The organism is Arcicella rosea (assembly GCF_014204325.1).
Classification (GTDB): Bacteria; Bacteroidota; Bacteroidia; order Cytophagales; family Spirosomataceae; genus Arcicella; species Arcicella rosea_A.
Genome location: NZ_JACHKT010000027.1, coordinates 1 through 21,868, shown reverse-complemented (window position 1 = coordinate 21,868; position 21,868 = coordinate 1). Strand labels below are relative to the sequence as shown.

19 protein-coding genes and 1 tRNA gene are annotated in these 21,868 nt (G+C 33.4%); 11 read left to right on the top strand and 9 right to left on the bottom strand.

What is annotated here, in order from left to right; translation table 11 throughout:
- Window positions 1-8: 8 nt before the first annotated feature.
- From HNP25_RS16200 to HNP25_RS16190, 3 genes are read right to left on the bottom strand one after another with little or no spacing between them, the layout of a single operon-like run.
- Window positions 9-1,070 (bottom strand): HU domain-containing protein, encoded by a 1,062-nt coding sequence (locus tag HNP25_RS16200; protein ID WP_184135786.1) that lies wholly within the window; start codon window positions 1,068-1,070, stop codon window positions 9-11.
- Window positions 1,071-1,117: 47 nt separating this feature from the next.
- Window positions 1,118-2,809, bottom strand: a complete 1,692-nt coding sequence (locus tag HNP25_RS16195) for a TonB-dependent receptor (RefSeq protein ID WP_184135785.1) — start codon at window positions 2,807-2,809, stop codon at window positions 1,118-1,120.
- A 52-nt stretch (window positions 2,810-2,861) separates the two neighbouring features.
- Entirely contained in the window at window positions 2,862-5,885 is a 3,024-nt protein-coding gene (locus HNP25_RS16190; protein ID WP_184135783.1) for a tetratricopeptide repeat protein, read from the bottom strand.
- A 225-nt stretch (window positions 5,886-6,110) separates the two neighbouring features.
- On the opposite strand from HNP25_RS16190, the gene HNP25_RS16185 reads away from it, so the two are divergent.
- Together HNP25_RS16185 and HNP25_RS16180 are read left to right on the top strand one after the other, a co-directional pair.
- Entirely contained in the window at window positions 6,111-7,922 is a 1,812-nt protein-coding gene (locus HNP25_RS16185; protein ID WP_262887508.1) for a M61 family metallopeptidase, read from the top strand.
- 105 nt (window positions 7,923-8,027) lie between these two features.
- Window positions 8,028-8,444, top strand: coding sequence for a hypothetical protein (locus tag HNP25_RS16180; protein WP_184135780.1), 417 nt, complete (start codon window positions 8,028-8,030; stop codon window positions 8,442-8,444).
- 260 nt (window positions 8,445-8,704) lie between these two features.
- On the opposite strand, the gene HNP25_RS16175 is transcribed toward HNP25_RS16180, so the two are convergent.
- Together HNP25_RS16175 and HNP25_RS16170 are read right to left on the bottom strand one after the other, a co-directional pair.
- Window positions 8,705-8,947 carry a hypothetical protein gene (locus tag HNP25_RS16175; RefSeq protein ID WP_184135779.1) on the bottom strand — a complete coding sequence of 81 codons (243 nt, stop codon included), beginning with the start codon at window positions 8,945-8,947 and terminating at the stop codon, window positions 8,705-8,707.
- A gap of 25 nt (window positions 8,948-8,972) precedes the next feature.
- Complete coding sequence (locus tag HNP25_RS16170; RefSeq protein WP_184135777.1) at window positions 8,973-9,419, bottom strand: peptidylprolyl isomerase; 447 nt, start codon at window positions 9,417-9,419, stop codon at window positions 8,973-8,975.
- Between the two features lie 235 nt (window positions 9,420-9,654).
- Here HNP25_RS16170 and HNP25_RS22005 point away from each other — a divergent pair, with 235 nt between their 5' ends.
- Window positions 9,655-10,557, top strand: coding sequence for a tetratricopeptide repeat protein (locus HNP25_RS22005; protein ID WP_184135775.1), 903 nt, complete (start codon window positions 9,655-9,657; stop codon window positions 10,555-10,557).
- Between the two features lie 44 nt (window positions 10,558-10,601).
- Here the strand turns inward: HNP25_RS22005 and menD are convergent, their stop codons facing one another.
- A complete protein-coding gene (gene menD, locus HNP25_RS16160) occupies window positions 10,602-12,320 on the bottom strand; it encodes a 2-succinyl-5-enolpyruvyl-6-hydroxy-3-cyclohexene-1-carboxylic-acid synthase (RefSeq protein ID WP_184135774.1) in 1,719 nt (572 codons plus the stop codon).
- 89 nt (window positions 12,321-12,409) lie between these two features.
- Window positions 12,410-12,483, bottom strand: a tRNA-Met gene (locus HNP25_RS16155).
- A gap of 329 nt (window positions 12,484-12,812) precedes the next feature.
- On the opposite strand from HNP25_RS16155, the gene HNP25_RS16150 reads away from it, so the two are divergent.
- The 5 genes from HNP25_RS16150 to HNP25_RS16130 all read left to right on the top strand — a co-directional run bounded on the left by HNP25_RS16150 (window position 12,813) and on the right by HNP25_RS16130 (window position 18,520).
- On the top strand, window positions 12,813-13,205 hold the full coding sequence (locus HNP25_RS16150) for an START-like domain-containing protein (protein WP_184135772.1): 393 nt from the start codon (window positions 12,813-12,815) through the stop codon (window positions 13,203-13,205).
- A 113-nt stretch (window positions 13,206-13,318) separates the two neighbouring features.
- Window positions 13,319-14,800 carry an LptF/LptG family permease gene (locus tag HNP25_RS16145; protein WP_221432492.1) on the top strand — a complete coding sequence of 494 codons (1,482 nt, stop codon included), beginning with the start codon at window positions 13,319-13,321 and terminating at the stop codon, window positions 14,798-14,800.
- Window positions 14,801-14,880: 80 nt separating this feature from the next.
- Window positions 14,881-15,156, top strand: a complete 276-nt coding sequence (gene rpsO / locus HNP25_RS16140; protein ID WP_184135770.1) for a 30S ribosomal protein S15 — start codon at window positions 14,881-14,883, stop codon at window positions 15,154-15,156.
- Between the two features lie 220 nt (window positions 15,157-15,376).
- Window positions 15,377-17,506, top strand: coding sequence for a polyribonucleotide nucleotidyltransferase (gene pnp, locus HNP25_RS16135; RefSeq protein WP_184135769.1), 2,130 nt, complete (start codon window positions 15,377-15,379; stop codon window positions 17,504-17,506).
- Between the two features lie 150 nt (window positions 17,507-17,656).
- On the top strand, window positions 17,657-18,520 hold the full coding sequence (locus tag HNP25_RS16130) for a sigma-70 family RNA polymerase sigma factor (protein WP_109744482.1): 864 nt from the start codon (window positions 17,657-17,659) through the stop codon (window positions 18,518-18,520).
- 149 nt (window positions 18,521-18,669) lie between these two features.
- On the opposite strand, the gene HNP25_RS16125 is transcribed toward HNP25_RS16130, so the two are convergent.
- Together HNP25_RS16125 and HNP25_RS16120 are read right to left on the bottom strand one after the other, a co-directional pair.
- Window positions 18,670-19,128: a deoxycytidylate deaminase gene (locus tag HNP25_RS16125; RefSeq protein ID WP_184135767.1), complete on the bottom strand. Its 459-nt coding sequence runs from the start codon at window positions 19,126-19,128 to the stop codon at window positions 18,670-18,672.
- 102 nt (window positions 19,129-19,230) lie between these two features.
- The gene (locus HNP25_RS16120; protein ID WP_184135765.1) at window positions 19,231-19,743 is read right to left on the bottom strand and encodes an FKBP-type peptidyl-prolyl cis-trans isomerase; all 513 of its coding nucleotides are present in this window, start codon (window positions 19,741-19,743) and stop codon (window positions 19,231-19,233) included.
- 108 nt (window positions 19,744-19,851) lie between these two features.
- On the opposite strand from HNP25_RS16120, the gene HNP25_RS16115 reads away from it, so the two are divergent.
- The 3 genes from HNP25_RS16115 to HNP25_RS16105 all read left to right on the top strand — a co-directional run.
- On the top strand, window positions 19,852-20,463 hold the full coding sequence (locus tag HNP25_RS16115) for an acyl carrier protein phosphodiesterase (protein ID WP_184135764.1): 612 nt from the start codon (window positions 19,852-19,854) through the stop codon (window positions 20,461-20,463).
- A complete protein-coding gene (gene holA / locus HNP25_RS16110; protein WP_184135762.1) occupies window positions 20,450-21,469 on the top strand; it encodes a DNA polymerase III subunit delta in 1,020 nt (339 codons plus the stop codon). Before HNP25_RS16115 ends, holA begins: the two co-directional genes overlap by 14 nt.
- 196 nt (window positions 21,470-21,665) lie before the next feature.
- Window positions 21,666-21,868, top strand: a 203-nt coding sequence (locus tag HNP25_RS16105; RefSeq protein WP_184135760.1) for a hypothetical protein, incomplete at its 3' end; no start/stop codon positions are given.

The window sequence follows — 21,868 nt, the reverse complement described above, 5'->3', positions numbered from 1 at the left end:
CACGCAAATTATTTCTTAAAAATCCAAGCATTTTGATTGATTGCTTTAGCAACTTTAACAGCTTCTTCATTTGCACTTTCTTCGTCTGTAAAACCTCCAGCAGAAACTTTGATTAATCTACCTTTTTTACCAGGCTTTAAAATAGAAGCTTTGGAAAAACCTTTACTTTTTAAAACGTTCAATTGATTCTCTGCATTTTCTGTTTCTCCAAAACTGCCTGTTATTACAAAGAAACGATTTTCCGTATCATTTATTATAGGCGTTGAAACCTTCACTAAGGTATCTTTATCAATTAATACAGGAGTTAATTTAGCTGGTTCAACTTTTGGAATTACTTTTTCTACTGGCTCTGCGTAGGCTTCCTTAACTTGTTTTTGTGAAAAATGAAAAGGATTAAATGAGCTTAAACTGTTTTTCTCGTTATCGTATAAATAGATTGCTGAAACAAATAGAACCGCTGAAAACATTCCTAATAAAAATTTCAACACAACAGTTCCTTTTCTATTTTTTCTAAGACTTACTTTATGTGTACCAACGACCTTAATCTCTTGTGCTGAAGTTTCACGATCATTACTTGCAAAAACTTGCTGTATAGTTTTCTGAGAAACCTTAGTATTAATTGATTCTACTTGAATAATTGGTTGAATAAAAGTAGATTTCTTAATTACTATTTTTTCCAATCCGAAGCTTTCACCAAGAAAATTACTGTTTTCAGAAGGATTAAATTGTATCTTACCTTCTTCATTTTCAGTAAAAGTACCAACCCCAGCAATATCAAATCGTTGATCGAAACGAATTCCTTTTTTGGCAGTTTCTACAAATAATTTGATTTTGAGATTAGCTACATCTCTACTAACTCCTTCGTTCTTGGCAATATAGTTACTCAACAAACCATCATCATTTTTAAGTAAACCATTGAAGGCCAACCATTTTTGAGCAGGCTTGATATATTCTTCAGCTTTATCAACCTTAGCACAATCAAAATTGGTAACGAATCCACCGAAATCTGGGATTACAACACAATCTTGTTCAAAGAGTAATTCTCTAATATGATTTTGTACCGTTGTCATAAATTTTAAAATAATTCAAATAATTGTTTTATGTTCTGTTTACGAATTTAGAAAGAATATGACAGACCACCAAGAAAATTTACCCCTTGTGTTGGATAATATAAGTAACGTTGATAGCTTTTATTCAAAATATTATTTACTGAAATAAACAAATTCAAATGATCAGAAAGTAAATAAGTAGCTTTGAAATTTAAGTCAATGATTGATTTAAGCTTTACTTCACGGTCTGTAACGTAATTTTTACCTTTCAATCCAGTCATCATATAAAAATCAGAAGCTAATAATAACTTGTCTTTAACAGTAAAGGTATTCGTCCAAATTGCATTGAAAGCTGGACGATGCCATGCACCTTCAAGATTACCTAAACCACTGTAAACATTTACATCAAATTTAAAATTTGATTGCCAAATATCTTGAATTTGGTAACCTACCTGACCCGAAAAAGTAGTTACTTTTACAGTAGTTGTATCATTTGAATACATTACCTCAAAACGTGAACTATCTGTAGAATTACTATTAAATACATAGAAATCTTTATAACGAGCATAACTTACTTTGGCTTCTACCGAAAGTCCATTAGATAAAGTAGCTTTTCCTCCAACGAAGTAATCAGCCGTTTTTCTTGTATTTCTCAATTGAGTAAATCGACCTAGCCATTGATTTTCTGTCAATAAAGAAGATAGATTATTGGCATAAACATCTCCTTCATAACCTGCAAATACTTTTATACCTTCCAAGGGCTGAACATCAAGCTTGATAACTGGATACAAATAACTGCGATTGAAAGTATTTTTTTCACGGTCATTGATAATATTTAAACCTGCTGAAATTGAAAATAAATCATTTTTGTATTGAAAAGTAGGTTTTAGCTTGTAAAGATTACGGTATAAAGTAAGTGAATCTTGTCGTTGAGCTATTACAACATTTCCCTCCATTAAAGCGGACAATTCTTCTGTTAATGGATAAACACCTTTCATACTTGCGTTCCAAACTAATTCATTGGCTTTCAGATGAGTGAATAAATAAGAGAGATTTGAATTAAATACATAATCTACTTTTGCATCTTTTTTATTATTACTGATTGCTCCTGTGAAATTAAATTTATTCCATGAATTAAAAATTTGAGATTCTGGAAAATTGAAGTTTACTTGACTATTGTAAGCGTAAAAATCAAAACCTCTTCTTTCCCAACCTAACGAACCTGCTAATTTTAGTGCACTCAATGAAGTACGGCTATGTACTTTGATTAAATTTTGAGATTGACCAGAGTAATTTGCCCCAATCGGCCCAAGTCTGAAGGCATTATGTTTTAGATAAATTCCATGATAATTATCTTCACCTGTAGAAATCCCAGCGTGCCCTTCTAAAAAAGTATGTCCATAATTACCAATACCTGCTCTAATGATATTATTATATCTTTCAGCATTTTCATCTTCTTTGGTACTTCCTTTATCGGGCATGGTAACAACTGGACTGAATTCTGGTGTTTCTACAGGTAACCTTCTTTCGGTAAATTCATATCGAATTGGCTTTTTACTATTATCAATTTTTGCCGTTGAAATCTTTTCAAAAATTCTGTTGGCTTGCGGCAAATTTACTTTTGCTTCTTTCCAAACTTCAATTTCATCTGTTTTTACTTCTCCTTCTTTTTTCTGGGCATTCATTTTTAGTGAAAAACCAAGTACGATGATTAAAAGAGGAATTCTGGTATATATGGTATTGAATGAGCTATTTTGCATTTTAAGAAAGGTTTTAATGACCTAATCAATTTTCTGTCTGTTTGATACAATACTATCTTCTTTCGATAGCCTTTAATTTTGCTTTTGCTTCAGCGACAATTTCTTGATCTGGAAGATTTTCAATAATAGAGTTTAGTGTAGCACGAGCTTGAACGATATTATCCATCCCTAGAAAATCATCAGACAGCAATAAATAAGCTTTTCCAACAATTGAATCAGCCGCATCTACAAAATCTGATCTAAATTTACTGATAATCATATCAGAGGACTCTTTATATTTTCTCTGAGTATATAGCATTTTCGCAATTAAATACTGTGCTTCTGCTCCATAATTATCTTTGGCAATCGCAATGGTTTGGTTAAAGAAATCGGTAGCTTTTACAAAATCATTTCTATCCAAATAAATTTTACCAGTGTAAAGTTTAGCTTTACTTTTTGCCCCTAATACTAAATCAGGAGTATTGGCTACTTCATTGGCATAATAAATGGTAGAATCTGTTCTTGATATTTTATAATAAGATTCCATCAAACCTATTAATGCTGATTGTTGGTCTTTTTTATCAGCTACTAATCTTAAAATGCTTCTGTAATTCGTAATCGCTCTATTGAAATTGTTGGCATTAAATTCAATCTCAGCAGCTTTTACCAAGGCTTTATTGACTGATTTATATTTATTATCAGCAATTACTTGATAATAATAATTCAATGCTTGATTTCTATCATTCAACTTATTGTAAGATTCTGCAATCAAGTATTTCGCTTCATACGATTCGACACTTGTTGGATTTTTACGAATGTATTCTGTTAAAGCAGGAATGGCTCTATCAAACCTATCTGCATAGAAAAGACGTTTAGCCGTTTCATATTCCAACCCAACGACTGAGTTATCAGTTGGGTTCGTTCTTTGATACTCCATTAAAATCATTGAAAAATCATCTGGACGATTAACTTCGTTCAATGCTTCTTGAACGCCAGTCAAAGCATCTTTACTTTGCGGAAGCGTTGGGAAGTTCTTCAATATATTTTTATAATCTAAAATGGCCGCTTCATGATTCGCAGTATTCGAGAAAGCCGCAGCTCTTTTCAATAAAGCATTAGGAATCAATCTACTTTGCGGTTTATTGTTAATCAACTGTGTAAATCTTGTAATAGCGGGAATGTATCTACCAGCTACAAATTCAAGATTTGCTTCTTGATAAAGTGCATTTTCAAAATATAATGATTGTGGAAAATCTGATTGTACTTTTTGGAAAGCTGCTTTTGCACCAGCTTCATTTCCTTTCAATGCTAAAACCAAACCTTTTTGGAAAGTAGCATAATCACGGTCAGAACGATTGCCAGCAATGGCTTGGTCGTAATAAGAAATCGCTTGGTCGTAATTTTTAGATGCAAAATAAGTATCTCCTAAACGAACCAAAGCATCTTGAAATGCTTGAGAATCTCCAGAAGATTTCGTCAAATCTGCATACTCTTTGAAAATTCGATTCGCTTTATCGTATTCCTTATTATTGTAATAGCAATACGCTAAAGAATATCTGCTTTTTCCTTGCAGTTCAGCCAAAGTACTTACAGATGGGTCTGAAGTTCCAATGAGCAATTGATACAAAGGAATTGCTTCTGCATAACGTTTCTCTGCTGATAAAGCTTCTGCTTTCCAGAAAATAGCAGCGTATTTAGTTTCAGCACTTTCTGGGGTTAATAAAGATTTCTCAAAGTAAGGAAGAGCATCAATGTAACGCTCATCGTTATAGAATTTCACTGCTTGGTTAAACGAAATTCTTTGATAAGCACCATTGGTTCTTGGCGTACGTTTTCTTAAACCTTCAATGTAAGCTAACGCTGCTTGATAATTATTAGAATATAAATACGCTTCGCTCACCAATTCATTGGCTTCATCTTCATATTTTGAATTGGGATACTTTGCAAGAAAACCTTCAAAAGCTTTGATAGACTCCGCTCCTCTTTGCAAATCCAATAACACTTTGGCATAATTGAAATCTGCATCTTCGGTAACGGTTTTATTGAAACTTGTTTTTCTAGCTTGATCGAATGCCCCTAAAGCATAATTTGGATTATTGGCTTTCAAATAACTAATTCCTAAAATATAAGCGGCGTACTGTCCTAGCGTATCTCCTTTGGCTGCTACATTTTTTAATTGTTCACTGGCGAGTGCAAATTGGTCTGTTTTATATAAACTATAACCATAACGATAGGCAATGGTTGGAGGCATTCCTTGCGACTTATAGTTTTTATAAATGGTATAATAATTTTCAGCTTTTACGTAGTTAGCTTGTTGAAAATATACTTCTGCACTTAATAAAGCTACATCGTCTAATTTCTTTCCTGAATTTTTCTCTCTTAACAAAGGCTCAGTATAAGCCAACATTTCTGTATATTTTCCTTGGCGGTAATAACTATGAGCCAACCAACTTGGAATTTCTGAGAAGTACGCCGTAGAAAGTTCTGCTTGTTTAAAATCAAAAATGGCTTCTTCATATTTTTTATCACGGAAATTGATAATTCCTGAATAATAAGAAGCTGAGGAAGCATAAGCACCTTGTCCGCCTTTGATGGCACTAAAAATATTTAATGCTTCTCTGTAATTTTGAAGCGTAAAATGTGAAATTCCTAAACGATACTGAGCTTCTTCGTTTGATCTCGGACTTTTCGATAAGTAATCTACTGCACGTGCATAATCGCCTTGGTCATAAAAGTAATTTCCAATCTCGGTAAAAAGCGTTGCCGCAATAGGATGTTCAGGGTAATTTCTAACAAATCTGCTGGCTAATAATTCAGTATCCGAATAATTCAAATACAAACTGCATTTCACTAAATAATATTCTGCCCACACTTTGTTGGCATCTTCTTTTTCCAAAAAGGTTCTGTCTGCTTCAAGGTATTGTGCTAGTTCTGCTCTACAGGCTTCATAATTCTTCGATTCAAAATGTTCTCGTCCATTTCTAAAATGTACAGAAATATCTGAATAGCTTAAAGTGCTTTGTGCCAAAGTTGTTGTCTGGAAAGCAATTGTTGAAGTAAGAAGTGTTGAGATTACTAACGAAGTTAATCTTTTCATTAGAGATGATTTTTAGGGTGTTTAATCTATCAGAAAATGTAAATGTGATTATTTTTAGATAGAAAATAATTTGTTAAACAAGCTATGGATTATTACTTTTGACATTTGTGAAAAGTCTTTAATGCTTGCTTATACTGAATTGGAAAGCAAATTTAGAAAGTCACCAAGCATTTTTCACAGCAAAGTATTATTTAATTTTAAAACGTTCATAACAAACATTAAATTATGAAAAAAAAATCAATATTAGCCGTATTTCTACTCATTTGCCAATTTCTGAGGGCTCAGAACCCCATAAGTCAGCCTAAAATTGAGTACACACTTTCCATGGAACAACCTCAAACGCATTACTTTGATGTAAACCTGAAAGTGTCTAATCTTGACATCAAAACAAAAACTCAAGGTTATATTGATTTCAAAATGGCTGTTTGGACACCCGGTTCATACCTTGTTCGTGAGTATGCCAAAAACGTAGAAACTGTAAAAGCTTCTAACAAAACGAATGCTTTAAAATTAGATAAAATCAATAAAAATACTTGGCGAGTTCAAATCGATAAAAACACTAATGAGGTAAATATTTCCTATAAAGTATATGCTTATGAGTTATCAGTTAGAACATCTTTCTTAGATGATACTCATGGTTATTTGAACCCTGCAAGTGTATTCTTATACGTTAATGCTTGGAAACAAGTTCCTTCAACGCTCATAATTAAGCCTTTTCAAGGCTGGAATACCGTTTCTACTGGCTTAAAAAACATTGGTACTTTTACTTATCAAGCTGAAAATCTTGATATTTTGATTGATTCTCCTATCGAAATTGGAACACAAAAAGTACTTTCATTTGATTTGAATGGAGTTCCTCATAAAATTGCAATGTATGGTGAAGCTAAATTTGATGATGCCAAAGTAACTGCTGATTTCAAAAAAGTATGCGAGGCTGCTTTGTCAGTAGTAGGCGAACATCCATGTAAAGATTATACTTTCTTGATTCACAATTTAACTGCAGGTGGCGGTGGATTAGAACACTTAAACTCAACCACTTGCCAAACTTCAAGAAGTAGTTATGCTGACCCAAAACGTTACCAAAGTTTATTGAGTTTGGTAGCTCATGAATATTTCCACTTATGGAATGTAAAACGTATTCGTCCAAAAGCACTTGGTCCATTCGACTACGAGAACGAGAACTATACACACATGTTGTGGTTCTCGGAAGGTTGTACAAGTTTCTACCAAAGTTATATTTTGCGTAGAGCGAATATTCAAAGTGTAGAAGATTATATTAATACTTATGCGGCTGAAATTAACACGATTGAAAATCAGCCTGGCAACAAAGTACAATCTGTAACAGAATCTAGTTGGGATGCTTGGATAAAATATTATCGCCCGAACGAAAATTCAAAAAACAGTACTGTTTCATATTATGACAAAGGTGCTGTATTGGGCGGAGTATTGAACCTTATTATTTTACAATCGACTAAAGGTGCCAAAAATCTTGATGATGTAATGAGAGCTTTGTACAATGAATATTACAAAAAACAAGGTAGAGGTTTTACTGATGAAGAATTCCAGAAAACAGTTGAAACAATTGCTGGAAAAAGTATGAATGATTTCTTTCAAAAATATATTTTCGGAACGGAAACAATTCCATATAATACTTACTTAGAAGCAGTTGGAATGAATTTAGTGGATAAAAACACTGATAAAAACGAGCCTTTTCTAGGTGCAGAATTTAGCAGAACTGCCAATTTAAAAATTACAGGTGTAATCAAAGATTCTCCAGCTTATATCAATGGATTGAACGTGGGTGATGACATTCTTCAAATCGACGGACAAGCTGTTACTAAAAATGAGGATGTTTTGAAAGCAGTGAGTAACAAAAAAATTGGAGAAGTATTGACCGTTAAAGTAAAACGTGATGGTTTAGAAAAAACATATCCGATTACCATTCTGAGAAATCCTAACAAAAATTTCGTGATTGAACCTTTGGCAAATCAAAGCCCAGCCCAACAAGCACTTTATAAAAAATGGTTATTTTTATAAGATAATTTAATAGTATTTCCACAAAAAAAGGCTTCTTGTTCAAAACAGGAAGCCTTTTTTGTGGAAAAATCATTTGAGATTCCCGAATCACAAAATATGTCATTGATGACACTTTTTATCTCTTCAGAATCACAAAATAGGTCTTCGATGACACTTTACATCTCTTCCGAATCACAAATTATGTCTTCGATGACACTTTTCATCTCTTCGGAATCACAAATTATGTCTTCGATGACACTTTTTATCTCTTCAGAATCACAAAATAGGTCTTCGATGACACTTTTTATCTCTTCAGAATCACAAAATAGGTCTTCGATGACACTTTATATCTCTTCCGAATCACAAATTATGTCTTCGATGACACTTTTTATCTCTTCCGAATCACAAATTATGTCTCCGATGACACTTTTTATCTCTTCCGAATCACAAATTATGTCTCCGATGACAATTTATATCTCTTCGGAATCACTAAATATCTCTCCGTTAAAATCAAAACATGAGTCATCCCGAATTTTTTCTTAGAATAGTGAGGTTTAGGACGATTTTAGAGGTTTTTTTATTTATTATTGTACAATCCTTACTTTTCTTGTCTTGAAACAAGAAAAGTAACAAAAGAAATTCAAGAATTCCTAAACTCGCTTCGCTCAAACAGTAGGAATTCGTTGCCCATCAATCATAAAAAAGCGGTCGAAATTAGTTTTTTGACCGCTTTTTTGTGATTTTAAAATTAGGAATGACTCATGTTTGGCAATAAAAATCTATTTCGCTATCCTGAGAATTTCTCAGTAATCACCCATCAATTCACCTAAATCTTGATACATTTCTTTAAAACGAGTAATTATTTTTTCGATAAATTCTTCGTTCACCATTTCCCGAATTTCGTCTTCTGAAACATCCATTTCTGAAATTTTATAGACTTGTTCCAAATCTGGAGTTTCAAATTTTACAAAAAACTTTGAATTCCATTTGTATAATGAAATTTTCAAATCAGGACTAGAACCTTTCAACTCGCCAATAAAGTACATATCAGATAAATTTAAATTGTGTGAATTAAGCTACTACGTCTTCAATAATTGTAATTTTTTGAATTGTATCACCTTGACGAATTGAATCTATTACGTCTAAACCTTCAACTACTTTACCAAAACAAGTATGATTACGGTCTAGGTGAGCAGTATTTTTACGGCTATGGCAGATAAAAAACTGAGAACCACCAGTATTTCTTCCACGGTGAGCCATCGATAAAATGCCACGGTCATGGTATTGATTATTTCCAGTTAATTCACAAGGAATAGTATAACCAGGGCCACCGCCACCAGTACCAGTTGGGTCTCCACCTTGAATAACGAAATCAGGTAAAACTCTATGAAATGTTACGCCATCGTAAAATCCACTTTTTGATAAATCAACAAAGTTTTTAACATGAATTGGAGCATCTTGCTCGTAAAATTCTATCACCATTAAACCTTTGTCGGTTAGCATTTCAGCTTTAATCATTGTAATATTTTTTTAAGTTAAAATAAAGGCAGAGAACTGCCCCCACAAAATTAGAAACAAAAGCGTTAAAGTCATAGTTTCAAAATCAGTCTTCCAAATTTTTCAAAAAACAATTGAAAATAATTAGCATGAGTCGTTCTCAACAATTTGTAGTAATTTTGAAACCGAAATTGAATGTAAAAAATGCAATTCAACAATTAAATATACTCTTGTCAAAACAAACACATAAATATTAGTGAAAAATAAAATAATCCTATTCATACTCTCTTGCGTGATTTTTTTATCTTGCGGAGCTGATAAAAAAGAAGAAGCCATCAAATTCTTTCAAAGAGGGAATTATAAATTAAAAGATAAAGAGTATCAAGAAGCCATTCATTGGTTCGATGAAGCCATTATTCAAAATCCAGATTTTGCAGATGCTTTTAATAACAGAGCTTTGGCTTATCAGAAATTAGATAAACTAGACGAAGCTTTGGCAGATTTAGATAAAGCCATTGAACTTGATAAAAAGTACTGGGAAGCTTATTATAATCGTTCAGAAATATTTTTTCAGAAAGGCGATTTTCAAAACAGCTTGGTAGATTTAGAGAAAATAGCTGTTCCCTTTAAAGATTCCTCTTTTTACTTTGTGAGTTTAGGAAACGTAAAAGTACAACTAAACAACTCATCAGGTGCAACAGCAGATTATGAGAAAGCATTAAGAATCAATCCTAAAAATGCTGAAGCATATTCAAATCATGGTTTTATTTACTTTGAAAATAAGCAGTATGATTTAGCGAAGAAAGATTTTCAACAGGCAATCGCAATTAATCCAAAACAAGATTTTGCTTTAAATAATCTTGCTTTTATACTTTCTGAAGAACAAAAGTTTCAAGAAGCAAAGGTTTATTCAGAACAAGCTATTGCCCAAAAACCAACAGATGCCATTTATTTGAATAACTATGGCAATATTTTATTACAACTAGGGAAATTAGAACAAGCAAAAGAAACCTTGGAACGCTCGTTGAGGATTAACCCCGAAAACGCTTATACACTGAGGAATTTAGGATATTATTTTAGAAAAATTGGGAAAGAAACCGAAGCTCAAGCCAAATTCTCCGAAGCCAAAAAGCTTGACAACAGTATAGAAATTAAATAACAAAAAAGACTTTATGATGTGCGTAAAGTCTTTTTTGTTATACATTAATCAGAAAAACCAGCCTTAAATTGTTTGAATATTTCTGTGTTGTAAACGCTATTGGTTTCAATCTCAAAAATTTTCGCTTTACCGTTAGGTTCAAGAAAAACTGTTGAAAAGGTATGAAATTCATCTACTGTTTTTGCATTAAAATAATCTATGTCAGCTTCAATAGCAGTTTTTTCAGCATTATAAGATTGAACCGTTTCAAAATAATCAGCTAATTCAGCTTGTTTACTTGGTCCATCTATCATTCTAAAAATTCCACCACCATGATTGTTGATTAAAATAATACGCAGATTATTAGGAACATAACGATTCCAAAGAGCATTTCTGTCGTAAAAGAAAGCTAAGTCTCCAATTAATAAATAAACTAATTTATCTGTACTCAAAGCAGCACCCAAAGCAGTACTTACACAACCATCTATTCCACTTGTTCCTCTATTAGCAAATACTTCTATCTTTTTATTATAATCTGTTCCAATATAATTTGCATAACGTACCGACATAGAGTTCGCTAAATGCAATTGACTATCGGCTGGCAAGGCATCAAATAATTTCTTAATCGCATAAAACTCATTGAGTTGCTTTTTATGAAAATCAGCTAAAAAGAAATGTTCAAGATAACTTTTAGCTTTCATATTATTCTTTTTCCATTCCTCTAAATAGCTCCCATCTCTTTCCTCATCATCTCCGTTTCTAAATTGTTCAAAATCTACATCCTCAAGTAATTTTTCAAAAAAGTACTGAGGCTGCACAGGAATTACTTTCGTCAAAGATTGAAAAGTATCAATCAAGTGATTATCAAGACTTAAATGCCAATGCTCAATAGCTTTATTTTTCCTCAAAAATGTTTTGAAGCTTTTTGAAATAAAGGATTTCCCAAAAGTAATTAAGAGTTCTGGTTTTAAGTTTTCAATATCTTGATTGAGAAAAATATCGTGATGAGAAATTGAATCAAACTTTAAATTAGCGATTGCATCACCTAGTACGGGGAAATTAAATTCCTCTTGTAGTTTCTGTAAAACGGCTGTTAAAGCTGGGTCATATTCATGTTGTCCTCCAGCAATTAGTACTTTTTCGTATTGTTCAATATTTTGTAAAAGAGTAGCCCAAATTTCTTTTGAAAGCGTATTTTCTGTATTTAATCTTTCAATAACTCTGACGTTTTTATCAAAATTAATTTGCTCATTTTCAGCAGGATAAAAAGGTTCTCTGAGCGGAATATTAATATGAACTGGACCTTTCGGGAAAGTATCCGCCAAATTAATAGCATGATTTACAGTACGTTCAATATGCCAAATTGCATCAGGATGACTATAGTCAGCTCCTAATTCAAAACTTTGTTTTACATGTTTTCCAAAAATATCTGTTTGATAAATCGTTTGTCCATCATGTTGATGAATCCACTCTTTGGGTCTATCCGCAGTAAGAATAATTAGTGGGATTTCTTGGAAAAAAGCTTCTGCAACGGCTGGAGCATAATTATAAGCTGCCGAACCAGAAGTACAACAAATTGAAACAGGCTTTTTAAGGTTTTGTGCCATTCCCATGGCAATGAAAGCGGCCGAACGTTCGTCAGAAATTGATAGTGTTTTAATATCTGGATGACGAACAAAAGCAATCGTCAACGGAGCATTTCGTGAACCGGGTGAAATGATGGCATGATTAACACCTTTTCTCGAAAGAATTTCTACAAGATTTACTATGGGTTGTAAAAGCATAGATATTTACAGATTGGTAAACACTCAAAAAGACAAAAAAAGAAAAAAGCGTAACCAATTGAATTTCAATTAATTACGCTTTAAATATGTAGCGGGAAGCAGGATCGAACTGCCGACCTTAGGGTTATGAATCCTACGCTCTAACCATCTGAGCTATCCCGCTGTCGTATTGTGGTGCAAAATTAGCACTTTTGTATTCAAATGCAAAGTGATTTGACAAATACTTTCATTTTTTATTGAAAATATTTTTTTCTTTTAATCATTTATCAATCAATATTCATTATAAATAATTGAATATCAATAAGGAAAGCAAACGCTATTTTAAACAAAAAAAAAGTAAATTTTTTGAAATTAAAAAAAAAGCTTGCGTATTTCTCTAACATTTATACCTTTGCCAAAACAGAGTTTCGGTAGTCAATTACTCGACCCCTATCTCCTTAAATTATGGAGACGAGTAATTTAGTGATTTCAATACCTTTAAATGTTAGGATTATGAGCAAACATAAATTTATTGTAGAATTTGAATTGAGAGCCTCTCCTAAGGTACTTTTTCCTTACATCAGCTCGGCATCTGGCTTACAACAGTGGTTTGCAGAGAAAGTCACATTGAAAGACAGTTCAACTTTCGATTTCTCTTGGGATGGAGATAGCCATATTGCAAAGCTTTCGCAACTGAGGTTAAATAAATCAGCAAAATTTGATTTTTTACCTAGCAGTCCTGAAGACAAAGACCATAATTATATCGAATTCAAGATGGATGTAAGTGATTTAACAGGCTCTACTTACTTAAAAATTGTTGATTACTCTGACAATTTTGATGAGAATGAATTAACTGAGTTATGGGAAGATTTAATCTATAAGCTCAAAGAAATTGTTGGCAATTAAGCTTATTTAACAAGCGTTTCAACTCAAAAATATTTAATTTTGCGTTTCTTTGAACAGACGCACACAACGCTCGTGTTTCATTTGATGAAATACGAGCGTTTTAATTATAGAATATGATTAAGAAACTTGATAAACTTATTATAAAAGCCTTCTGGCAACCTTTTATTTTAACATTAGCTGTTGTCATTTTCATTTTTTTGATGAGGCTTATCTTAGTGTATTTCGCTGACCTTTTCGGTAAAGATTTAGGTGTTGAGGTATATTTCGAGCTTTTTTTCTACTTTAGTCTCATCACAATTCCCATCGCTTTACCCTTGGCAATGCTGCTTTCTACATTGATGACTTATGGAAAACTTGGTGAATTTTTTGAACTAACAGCAATCAAAAGTGCTGGCATTTCCATTACTCGTGCCATGCAACCCATGTTTGTCATTGCTGTATTCATTAGCCTTTTTGCATTTTGGTTTAATAATGTGGCTTTACCTTGGGCAAATCTAAAAGGTTACAGATTACTCTATGACATCAAAACCACAAAAACTACATTAAATATCAAAGAAGGTATTTTTTATAATGATTTGCCTGGATACAGTATTAAAGTTTCAAAAAAATATGCTGATAATAAAACCTTAAAAAATATTGTCATCTTCGACCACACGAAAAATGATGGCAACAAACATCTAACCTTGGCAGATTCTGCATTGATGTACACCATCATGGATAAACAATACTTAATTTTCGAACTTTTTAATGGTAATGATTATGTAGAAGATGCAGACAAAACGAGTAATACTGACCAGACGGATATGGTAGCTCATGCTTTTACAAAAAGTAAAGTTGTGATGAGTTTAGCTGCCTTTGACATGCACAAAACCGAGGAAGAACAATTTAAGCATTACCAAATGATGAGGAGTTATGATGAATTAGCCAAAGATGCTGATTCACTCAAAAGAGATTATAATAGAATCAAAGATAATTTCTATGATAATGCTCGTTCATATTATCTTTTTGAAATGAATAAATTACCACTTCCACTAACGCCTGAGCAAAAGAAACTGAAAAAAATGAAGATGAGTAGTTTGGATTCACTTATTAAAAAAAGAGATAATAGAACTGCCAATCCATATCAAGTACTAGATTTTGCGATTTCCCAAACTAATAATGTATTAAGTTTTGCTGAAAGTAACGTCTCTTCCTTAAAGTCAAAAGATGAAGATCTCAGAAAGACTAATCTTGAATGGCATCATAAATTCACCAATGCTATTGCAGTTTTTGTGATGTTTTTAATTGGTGCTCCATTGGGCGGAATTATTAAAAAAGGTGGTTTCGGTTTACCTGTAGTTATTGCTATTGTATTCTTTATTTTAATGTATGTAATGACACAGCAAGGAGATAAAGCAGCTAAAGAAAGTAGAGTAATTGTACAAATTGGTGCTTGGCTTTCAAATACGGTACTGTTTCTTATAGGTTTATACTTTCTTAACAAAGCTAAAAACGATTCTCGCCTTTTTGAGAGCGATGCTTACATTGTTTACTTCAATCAAGCCAAAGAAAGCTTCAAAAAACTAAAGTTTTCAAAGAGATTCTTTAATAATTAAGGTTTAGATTTGCTATTAGCTAAAAAAAACGTTAATTTTGCACGTTTTCATATTATATAACAATTTAAAACTGGTTGAAGATGTATTTAACTTCAGAAGTAAAGCAGGGGATTTTCGAATCTCGTGGACATGAGAAGTCAAAAATTGATACTGGTTCTGCAGAGTCGCAAATCGCTTTGTTTACTTTCAGAATCTCTCATTTGACAGAACACTTAAAGAAAAACAAAAAGGATCACTCTACTCGTATGGGTCTTTTGAAGTTGGTTGGTAAACGTAGAAGCTTGTTAGATTACTTAATCAAAACAGATATTACTCGTTACCGTGCTATCATTGCTGAACTAGGCATTAGAAAGTAATTTTCTTTCAAAGCAGGGAATCTTAACAAAGATTCCCTGCTTACATTTCCTCTCTTTGGGTACTCGTCAATTTTTTGTGGTTCGTCAGTAAAGTATTTTCTCTAGACAATTTAACGATAAATTGAACATTGACGAACAGAGAATTTGCGAATCAACATCCAACAAAAACCTTGTTCGATACGTTAAACTGTTAATCCAACAAGGTAATTAATCAAAATATATGTCTTTTAACGTAATTACGAAGAAAATAATAATGCCCGATGGCAAAGAAATTACCATCGAAACAGGTAAACTCGCAAAACAGGCAGATGGGTCTGTGGTCGTGAGAAGCGGAAACATGATGCTTTTGGCAACTGTGGTATCAAGCCCAACAGCCAAAGAAGGAACTGATTTTTTACCATTATCAGTTGATTACCAAGAAAAATTCGCCTCTGCTGGAAAAATCCCTGGAGGTTTTTTACGCCGTGAATCTAGACTTTCTGATTATGAAATTTTAGTGAGTCGTTTAGTAGATAGAGCTTTACGCCCTACTTTCCCTTCAGATTATCACGCTGATACACAAGTAATGATTACGATGATTTCTGCTGATTCAGAAATCACTCCTGATGCTTTTGCAGGTTTGGCGGCAGCAGCTTGTTTAGCAGTATCAGATATTCCATTCAATGGTCCAATTTCAGAAGTACGTGTAGCGAAAATCAACGGAGAATTCATTGTTAACCCTCTTTCATCACAAATCGCCAATGCTGAATTAGAATTATTAGTTGCAGCAAACGTAAACGATATTTTGATGGTAGAAGGTGAAGGAAATGAAATTTCTGAAACTGATATGCTTGCGGCTTTGAAAATTGCCCATGATGCTATTAGAATTCAATGTGCTGCTTTGATTGAATTAACTGCTGAAACTGGTAAAACAGAAAAGCGTGTTTACAATCACGAAACACATGATGAAGAATTGAAGAAATTCCTTTGGGATACTTATTTTACTAAATTTTATGATGCAGTAAAATTAGCGAACCCAAGTAAAAATGGCAGAAAAGAATCATTCAAAGCAATTGAAGAAGAATATTTCACTTCATTGCCAGAAGATAATACTGTTAATAAAACTTTAGCAAAATGGTATTTCCACGACATCGAAAAAGAGGCGGCTCGTCAATTAGTATTGAACGAACGTTATCGTTTAGATGGTCGTAAATTAGACGAAATTCGTCAAATTACTTGCGAAGTTGACTATTTACCTTCTCCACACGGTTCAGCAGTATTTACTCGTGGTGAAACTCAATCACTTACAACAGTAACATTAGGAACGAAATTAGATGAACAAATCGTTGATCAAGCGATGACGTCTGGGTATAACCGTTTTATGTTACACTACAACTTCCCAGGTTTCTCTACAGGTGAAGTTAGACCAAACAGAGGCCCAGGTCGTCGTGAAATCGGTCATGGTAACTTAGCGATGCGTGCTATCAAAAAAGTTTTACCTGCTGATGTTGATAATCCATATACAATTCGTGTAGTTTCTGATATTTTAGAATCAAATGGTTCTTCGTCAATGGCTACTGTTTGTGCTGGCACTTTAGCCTTGATGGATGCTGGTGTGAAAATCAAAGCACCTGTTTCTGGTATTGCAATGGGTTTGATTTCTGACCCTAAAACTGGTAAATATGCAGTCCTTTCTGATATTTTAGGTGATGAAGATCATTTAGGAGATATGGACTTCAAAGTAACTGGTACTGAAAATGGTATCACAGCTTGTCAAATGGATATTAAAGTTGACGGACTTTCTTATGAAGTATTGGCAGAAGCTTTGGATCAAGCAAAACGTGGTCGTTTACACATTTTGGGTAAAATGAAAGAAGCTATCGAAACTACGAGAGCTGAAATGAAACCACATACTCCAAGAGCAATGGTTATTAAAATCTTGAAAGACCAAATTGGTTCTGTAATCGGGCCAGGAGGTAAAATCGTTCAAGATATTCAAAAACAATCTGGAGCAACTGTTACAATTGAAGAAAAACCAGACGGTGGTTATGTTTCTATTTTCTCTGCCAACAAAGAGTCAATGGATAAAGCTGTTGCAATGGTTAAAGGAATTGTAATGATTCCAGAAGAAGGAGAAGTTTACGATGGTATTGTAAAATCAATTATGCCATTTGGTGCATTTGTTGAATTCTTACCTGGCAAAGATGGTTTATTACACATCTCTGAAATTAAATGGGAACGTTTAGAAACAGTAGAAGGTGTATTACAAATTGGCGAACAAGTAAAAGTAAAATTGATTGAAGTGGATAAGAAAACTGGAAAGTTCCGTTTATCACGTAAAGCTCTTTTACCAAAACCAGAAAAGAATTAGAACAAATCCGAATTTTATTACGTTCTCTTGATAACGCATTAAAAATATATTTTACCAAACGATTATATTTTGAAGATTTCGTCTTTATATAATTGTTTGGTTTTTACCATTTGGATTTGTTAACCATTTTAAAAATATAACAAGTATAATATGAGACAGCTAAAAATTAGTAAGCAAATTACTAACAGAGAGAGTCAATCACTTGATAAATATTTACAAGAGATTGGTAAGGTGGATTTATTGACACCAGAGGAGGAGGTTATTTTAGCTCAGAAAATTCGTGACGGGGATCAACTTTCATTAGAAAGACTAACGAAGGCAAACCTTCGTTTTGTGGTATCCGTAGCAAAACAATATCAAAATCAAGGGCTTAGCTTAGGCGACTTAATTAACGAAGGTAATTTAGGTTTGATTAAAGCTGCTCAACGTTTTGATGAAACTCGTGGTTTTAAATTTATCTCTTACGCTGTTTGGTGGATTCGTCAATCTATTTTGCAAGCTTTAGCTGAGCAATCTCGTATTGTACGTTTACCTTTGAACCGTGTGGGTTCATTAAATAAAATTTCTAAAACTTTTTCTGAATTAGAGCAGAAGTTCGAGCGTGAGCCAACTCCTGAAGAATTAGCAGAAGTATTAGAAATCTCTACTGGTGAAGTTGTTGATACATTAAAAATTTCGGGTCGTCACGTTTCGATGGATGCACCATTCGTACAAGGTGAAGAAAATTCATTGTTGGACGTTTTGGAAAATGACGGTGAGGACAAACCAGATTCAGGATTAATTAATGATTCACTTCGTCGTGAAGTACAAAGAGCTTTATCTACTTTAACACAACGTGAAGCAGATGTGGTTACTTTATATTTCGGATTGAACGGAGAACACGCTATGACATTAGAAGAAATTGGAGAAAAATTCAATTTGACTCGTGAACGTGTTCGTCAAATCAAAGAAAAAGCGATTCGTCGTTTGAGACATACTTCAAGAAGTAAAGCGTTGAAAACTTATCTTGGGTAGTTTTTACACTTTTGGATTTAGGACTGGAGGACTTAATGACTTTAAGATTTTATTCTTTGAGTTATTAAGTCCTTTTAGTTTTTTAAGTCTTTTCAAGTCTTAAAGTCACTAAGTCCTCCAATCTTCAAGTCCTACAGTCTTTAAGTCCTTTAGTCTTTTTTATACCTAACCACCTCAACCCCAAATTTCTTTAGAAACTCCACTCCTTCGTCTTTTGGAATTCCTTTGTATTCAGCATAAGAATTTAGGTAAACAACTTTGGCAACTTTCATGGTAAAAATTACTCTTGCACAAGCAATGCAAGGAGAAAGGGTTACATAAATAGTTGAACCTTCAATACTTGAACCATTTTTTACTGCATAAAGTATAGCATTTTGCTCTGCATGCAATGCTAAAGAACAACTTCCTTTTGAGTCTCTCTCACAGCCTTCAACCGGAAATTCTACATCACAGTTATGTGTTTCAGCGGGTGGACCGTTATAACCAATCGAAATAATCCTAGTATCTTTTGTAAGTACCGCTCCTACTTGAGCTTTCACACAGTGTGAACGTTTGGCAAGATTAACAGCCAAATCCATAAAAATATCATCAAAAGCAGGTTTCTGCATTCTTTTTGAGTTTATGAGTTTAAAGTTGATGAGTTTATGAGTTGATGTGTTTATGAGTAGTTTTTTTACTCATAAACTCATACACTTTAAACTCATAAACTATTAATGATGTACTCCGCCGTCGCCATGAACGTGACCGTGGTCTAATTCAGATTGCGTAGCTTCTCTAACCGCAACGATAGTTCCTTTGAAAAACATTTCTTTATCAACCAATGGGTGATTAAAATCCATTCTCACTAAGGTATCTTCTACAGCAATAATTTTTCCGTTTAAACGATTTCCAGCATCATCAGTCATTGGTAAAAAGTTTCCAACTTCTAACATCTCCTCTACATATTCGCCATCAACTTTAAAAATTTCTTTGGGTAATTCAACCACAGCCGATGGGTCGTATTCGCCGTAACCTTCTTCAGCAGGAATTGAAAACTCAAAAGTATCACCTGCTGAAAGTCCTTGAATTTTTTCTTCAAAAGCTTCTGGTAAACCACTTAAACCTTGAATAAAAACCATCGGGTCTTCTTGTTCTACGGTTTCAATTAAATCTTTTACGCCATCAGCATCCGTTACTGTTAGCTCGTATGTTAAGGTAACAACCTTTTCATTTGAAATTTGCATTGTACTAAGTTTTTTGATAGTGTTTTCGTTGAGGAAACCGTATTTGCCACAAACGTAAGGGTTTTTCCTTAACTTTATGGTCTCAGAACAATAAAAAAACCATAAAAGTTGAATTTTTTAGCACATACTTTTCTTTCTGGCGATGATGATGACATAAAAATCGGGAATTTGATGGGTGATTTTATCAAAGGAAATCTTGATAACGAACAAAATTCTTTGATAAATAAAGGCATCATAAATGGGATTATTTTACACAGAGCGATAGATTCTTTCACAGATATGCACCCAGTTGTCCGAAAAAGTATTCATCGACTTCAACCTAAGTATCATAAATGTGCAGGAATCATTGTTGATGTATTTTATGACCATCTCCTTGCCAAAAATTTCTCTGATTACTCTCTCATTTCCTTGCCTGTTTACAGTCAAAGCTTTTATCGTTTGATTCAAGAACGAAAAAATGAGATGCCCGTTAATATAGAAAGACTCATTCATTCGATGGTAACCCGTGATTGGTTCAATGGTTATGCTACATCCCAAGGAATTGAATGGTCTTTAAAAGGAATTTCACAAAGATTACGCTTTGTATCGGGCATAGAAAACGCCACAGAAGATTTAAAAAGAGATTATGATTTATATTTGGAAGAATTTAGGATTTTCTTTCCTGAACTCATTTCCTATTGCCAAGACATTTTAGCAAAACAACAAAATGCCAAAATCTAGTATTGAAGTTTTAAAAGAATTAAAGAAAAAACAATATGCACCACTGTATTTATTGCATGGTGACGAGCCTTATTATACCGAAAAAGTAGCTGATTATTTAGAAGAACATGCTTTAGGTACAGGCGATAAAAGCTTTAACCAATATATTTTATTTGGCAAAGATTTGAGCGTTCCTTCTTTGCTATCTTATGCTAAAAGCTTCCCAATGATGTCCGACAGACAGCTTATTTTGGTGAAAGAAGCACATGGAATTCAAGGATTAGAGCAAAAAGATATGCAAACAGCCCTTGAAAACTATGCTAAAAATCCACTTTCCTCCACGATTTTGGTACTGATGTTTAAAGATGCTGTCGATGAACGCAAAGCATGGGTGAAAGCTTTTGATAAATCTGGCGTTTTGATGCCTTCTAAAAAGCTTTATGATAATAAAATTCCAGATTGGATATTGGAGTATTGCCATGAACAAGGCTTGAAAATCAGTAGGAAAGCTATTGAAATGTTGATTGAAAACGTAGGAAACGATTTGAAACGTTTGGCTTCTGAAATCAATAAAATTGTGTTGAACCTACGAGTGGATGAAGAAATCAATGCACATGTGGTTGAAAAATTTGTGGGTATTAGTAAGGAATATAATTATTTTGAATTCCAGAAAGCATTGATTAACCGTGATGTGCTGAAAGCCAACCAAATTGTCAATTTCTTTGCTTCGAATCCGAAGGATAATCCACTTGCTCCTATCGTGATGATGCTGTTCAACTTTTTTACGAAAGTATTATTAACGCATGTTACAGCCGATAAAACAGAGAAAAATCTAGCATCAGTATTGGGTGTAAATCCTTTTTTTACAAAAGATTATACCTTAGCTGTAAGAAACTACAATCTTTCAAAGGTTATCCAGATTATTAATGAGATTAAGAAATTAGATTTAAAATCAAAAGGCGTTGAAAGTGGTTCTTTGAGCGATGGTGAAGCTTTAAGAGAAATGACTTTTAGAATTTTGCATTAAGAAGTTAATTAGTTGATAGTAAAGCCTATAAGGATTTCATTTAAAAGATTTCATCAACTGGTAATCATCAAAATCCTTATAGGTTTAATTTAAACACTCCTTTGGGTTAAAGAAATATCACTACTCGGAAAAGAAATATCACTACTCGGTGTCACATCCTAAAAAAGCTTGACAGTTTTAGTTAACTTTTACAGCGATGTCCTTATCGACCGAATCTTCTTTTAATACAACTTTAGTTTCTTCGTCTTTCGAGCAAAAGGATGAAGATTTCACTTATGAAGTGGCTTTTCGCCGCTGGTTAGTCCGAGAAATAGAGGAGCAGCGATTAACGCCTGCTCAAGCGATCGAACGTTTCAATTTCCATCCTAATAATGGTTATACCTTAATTCATAAATGGCG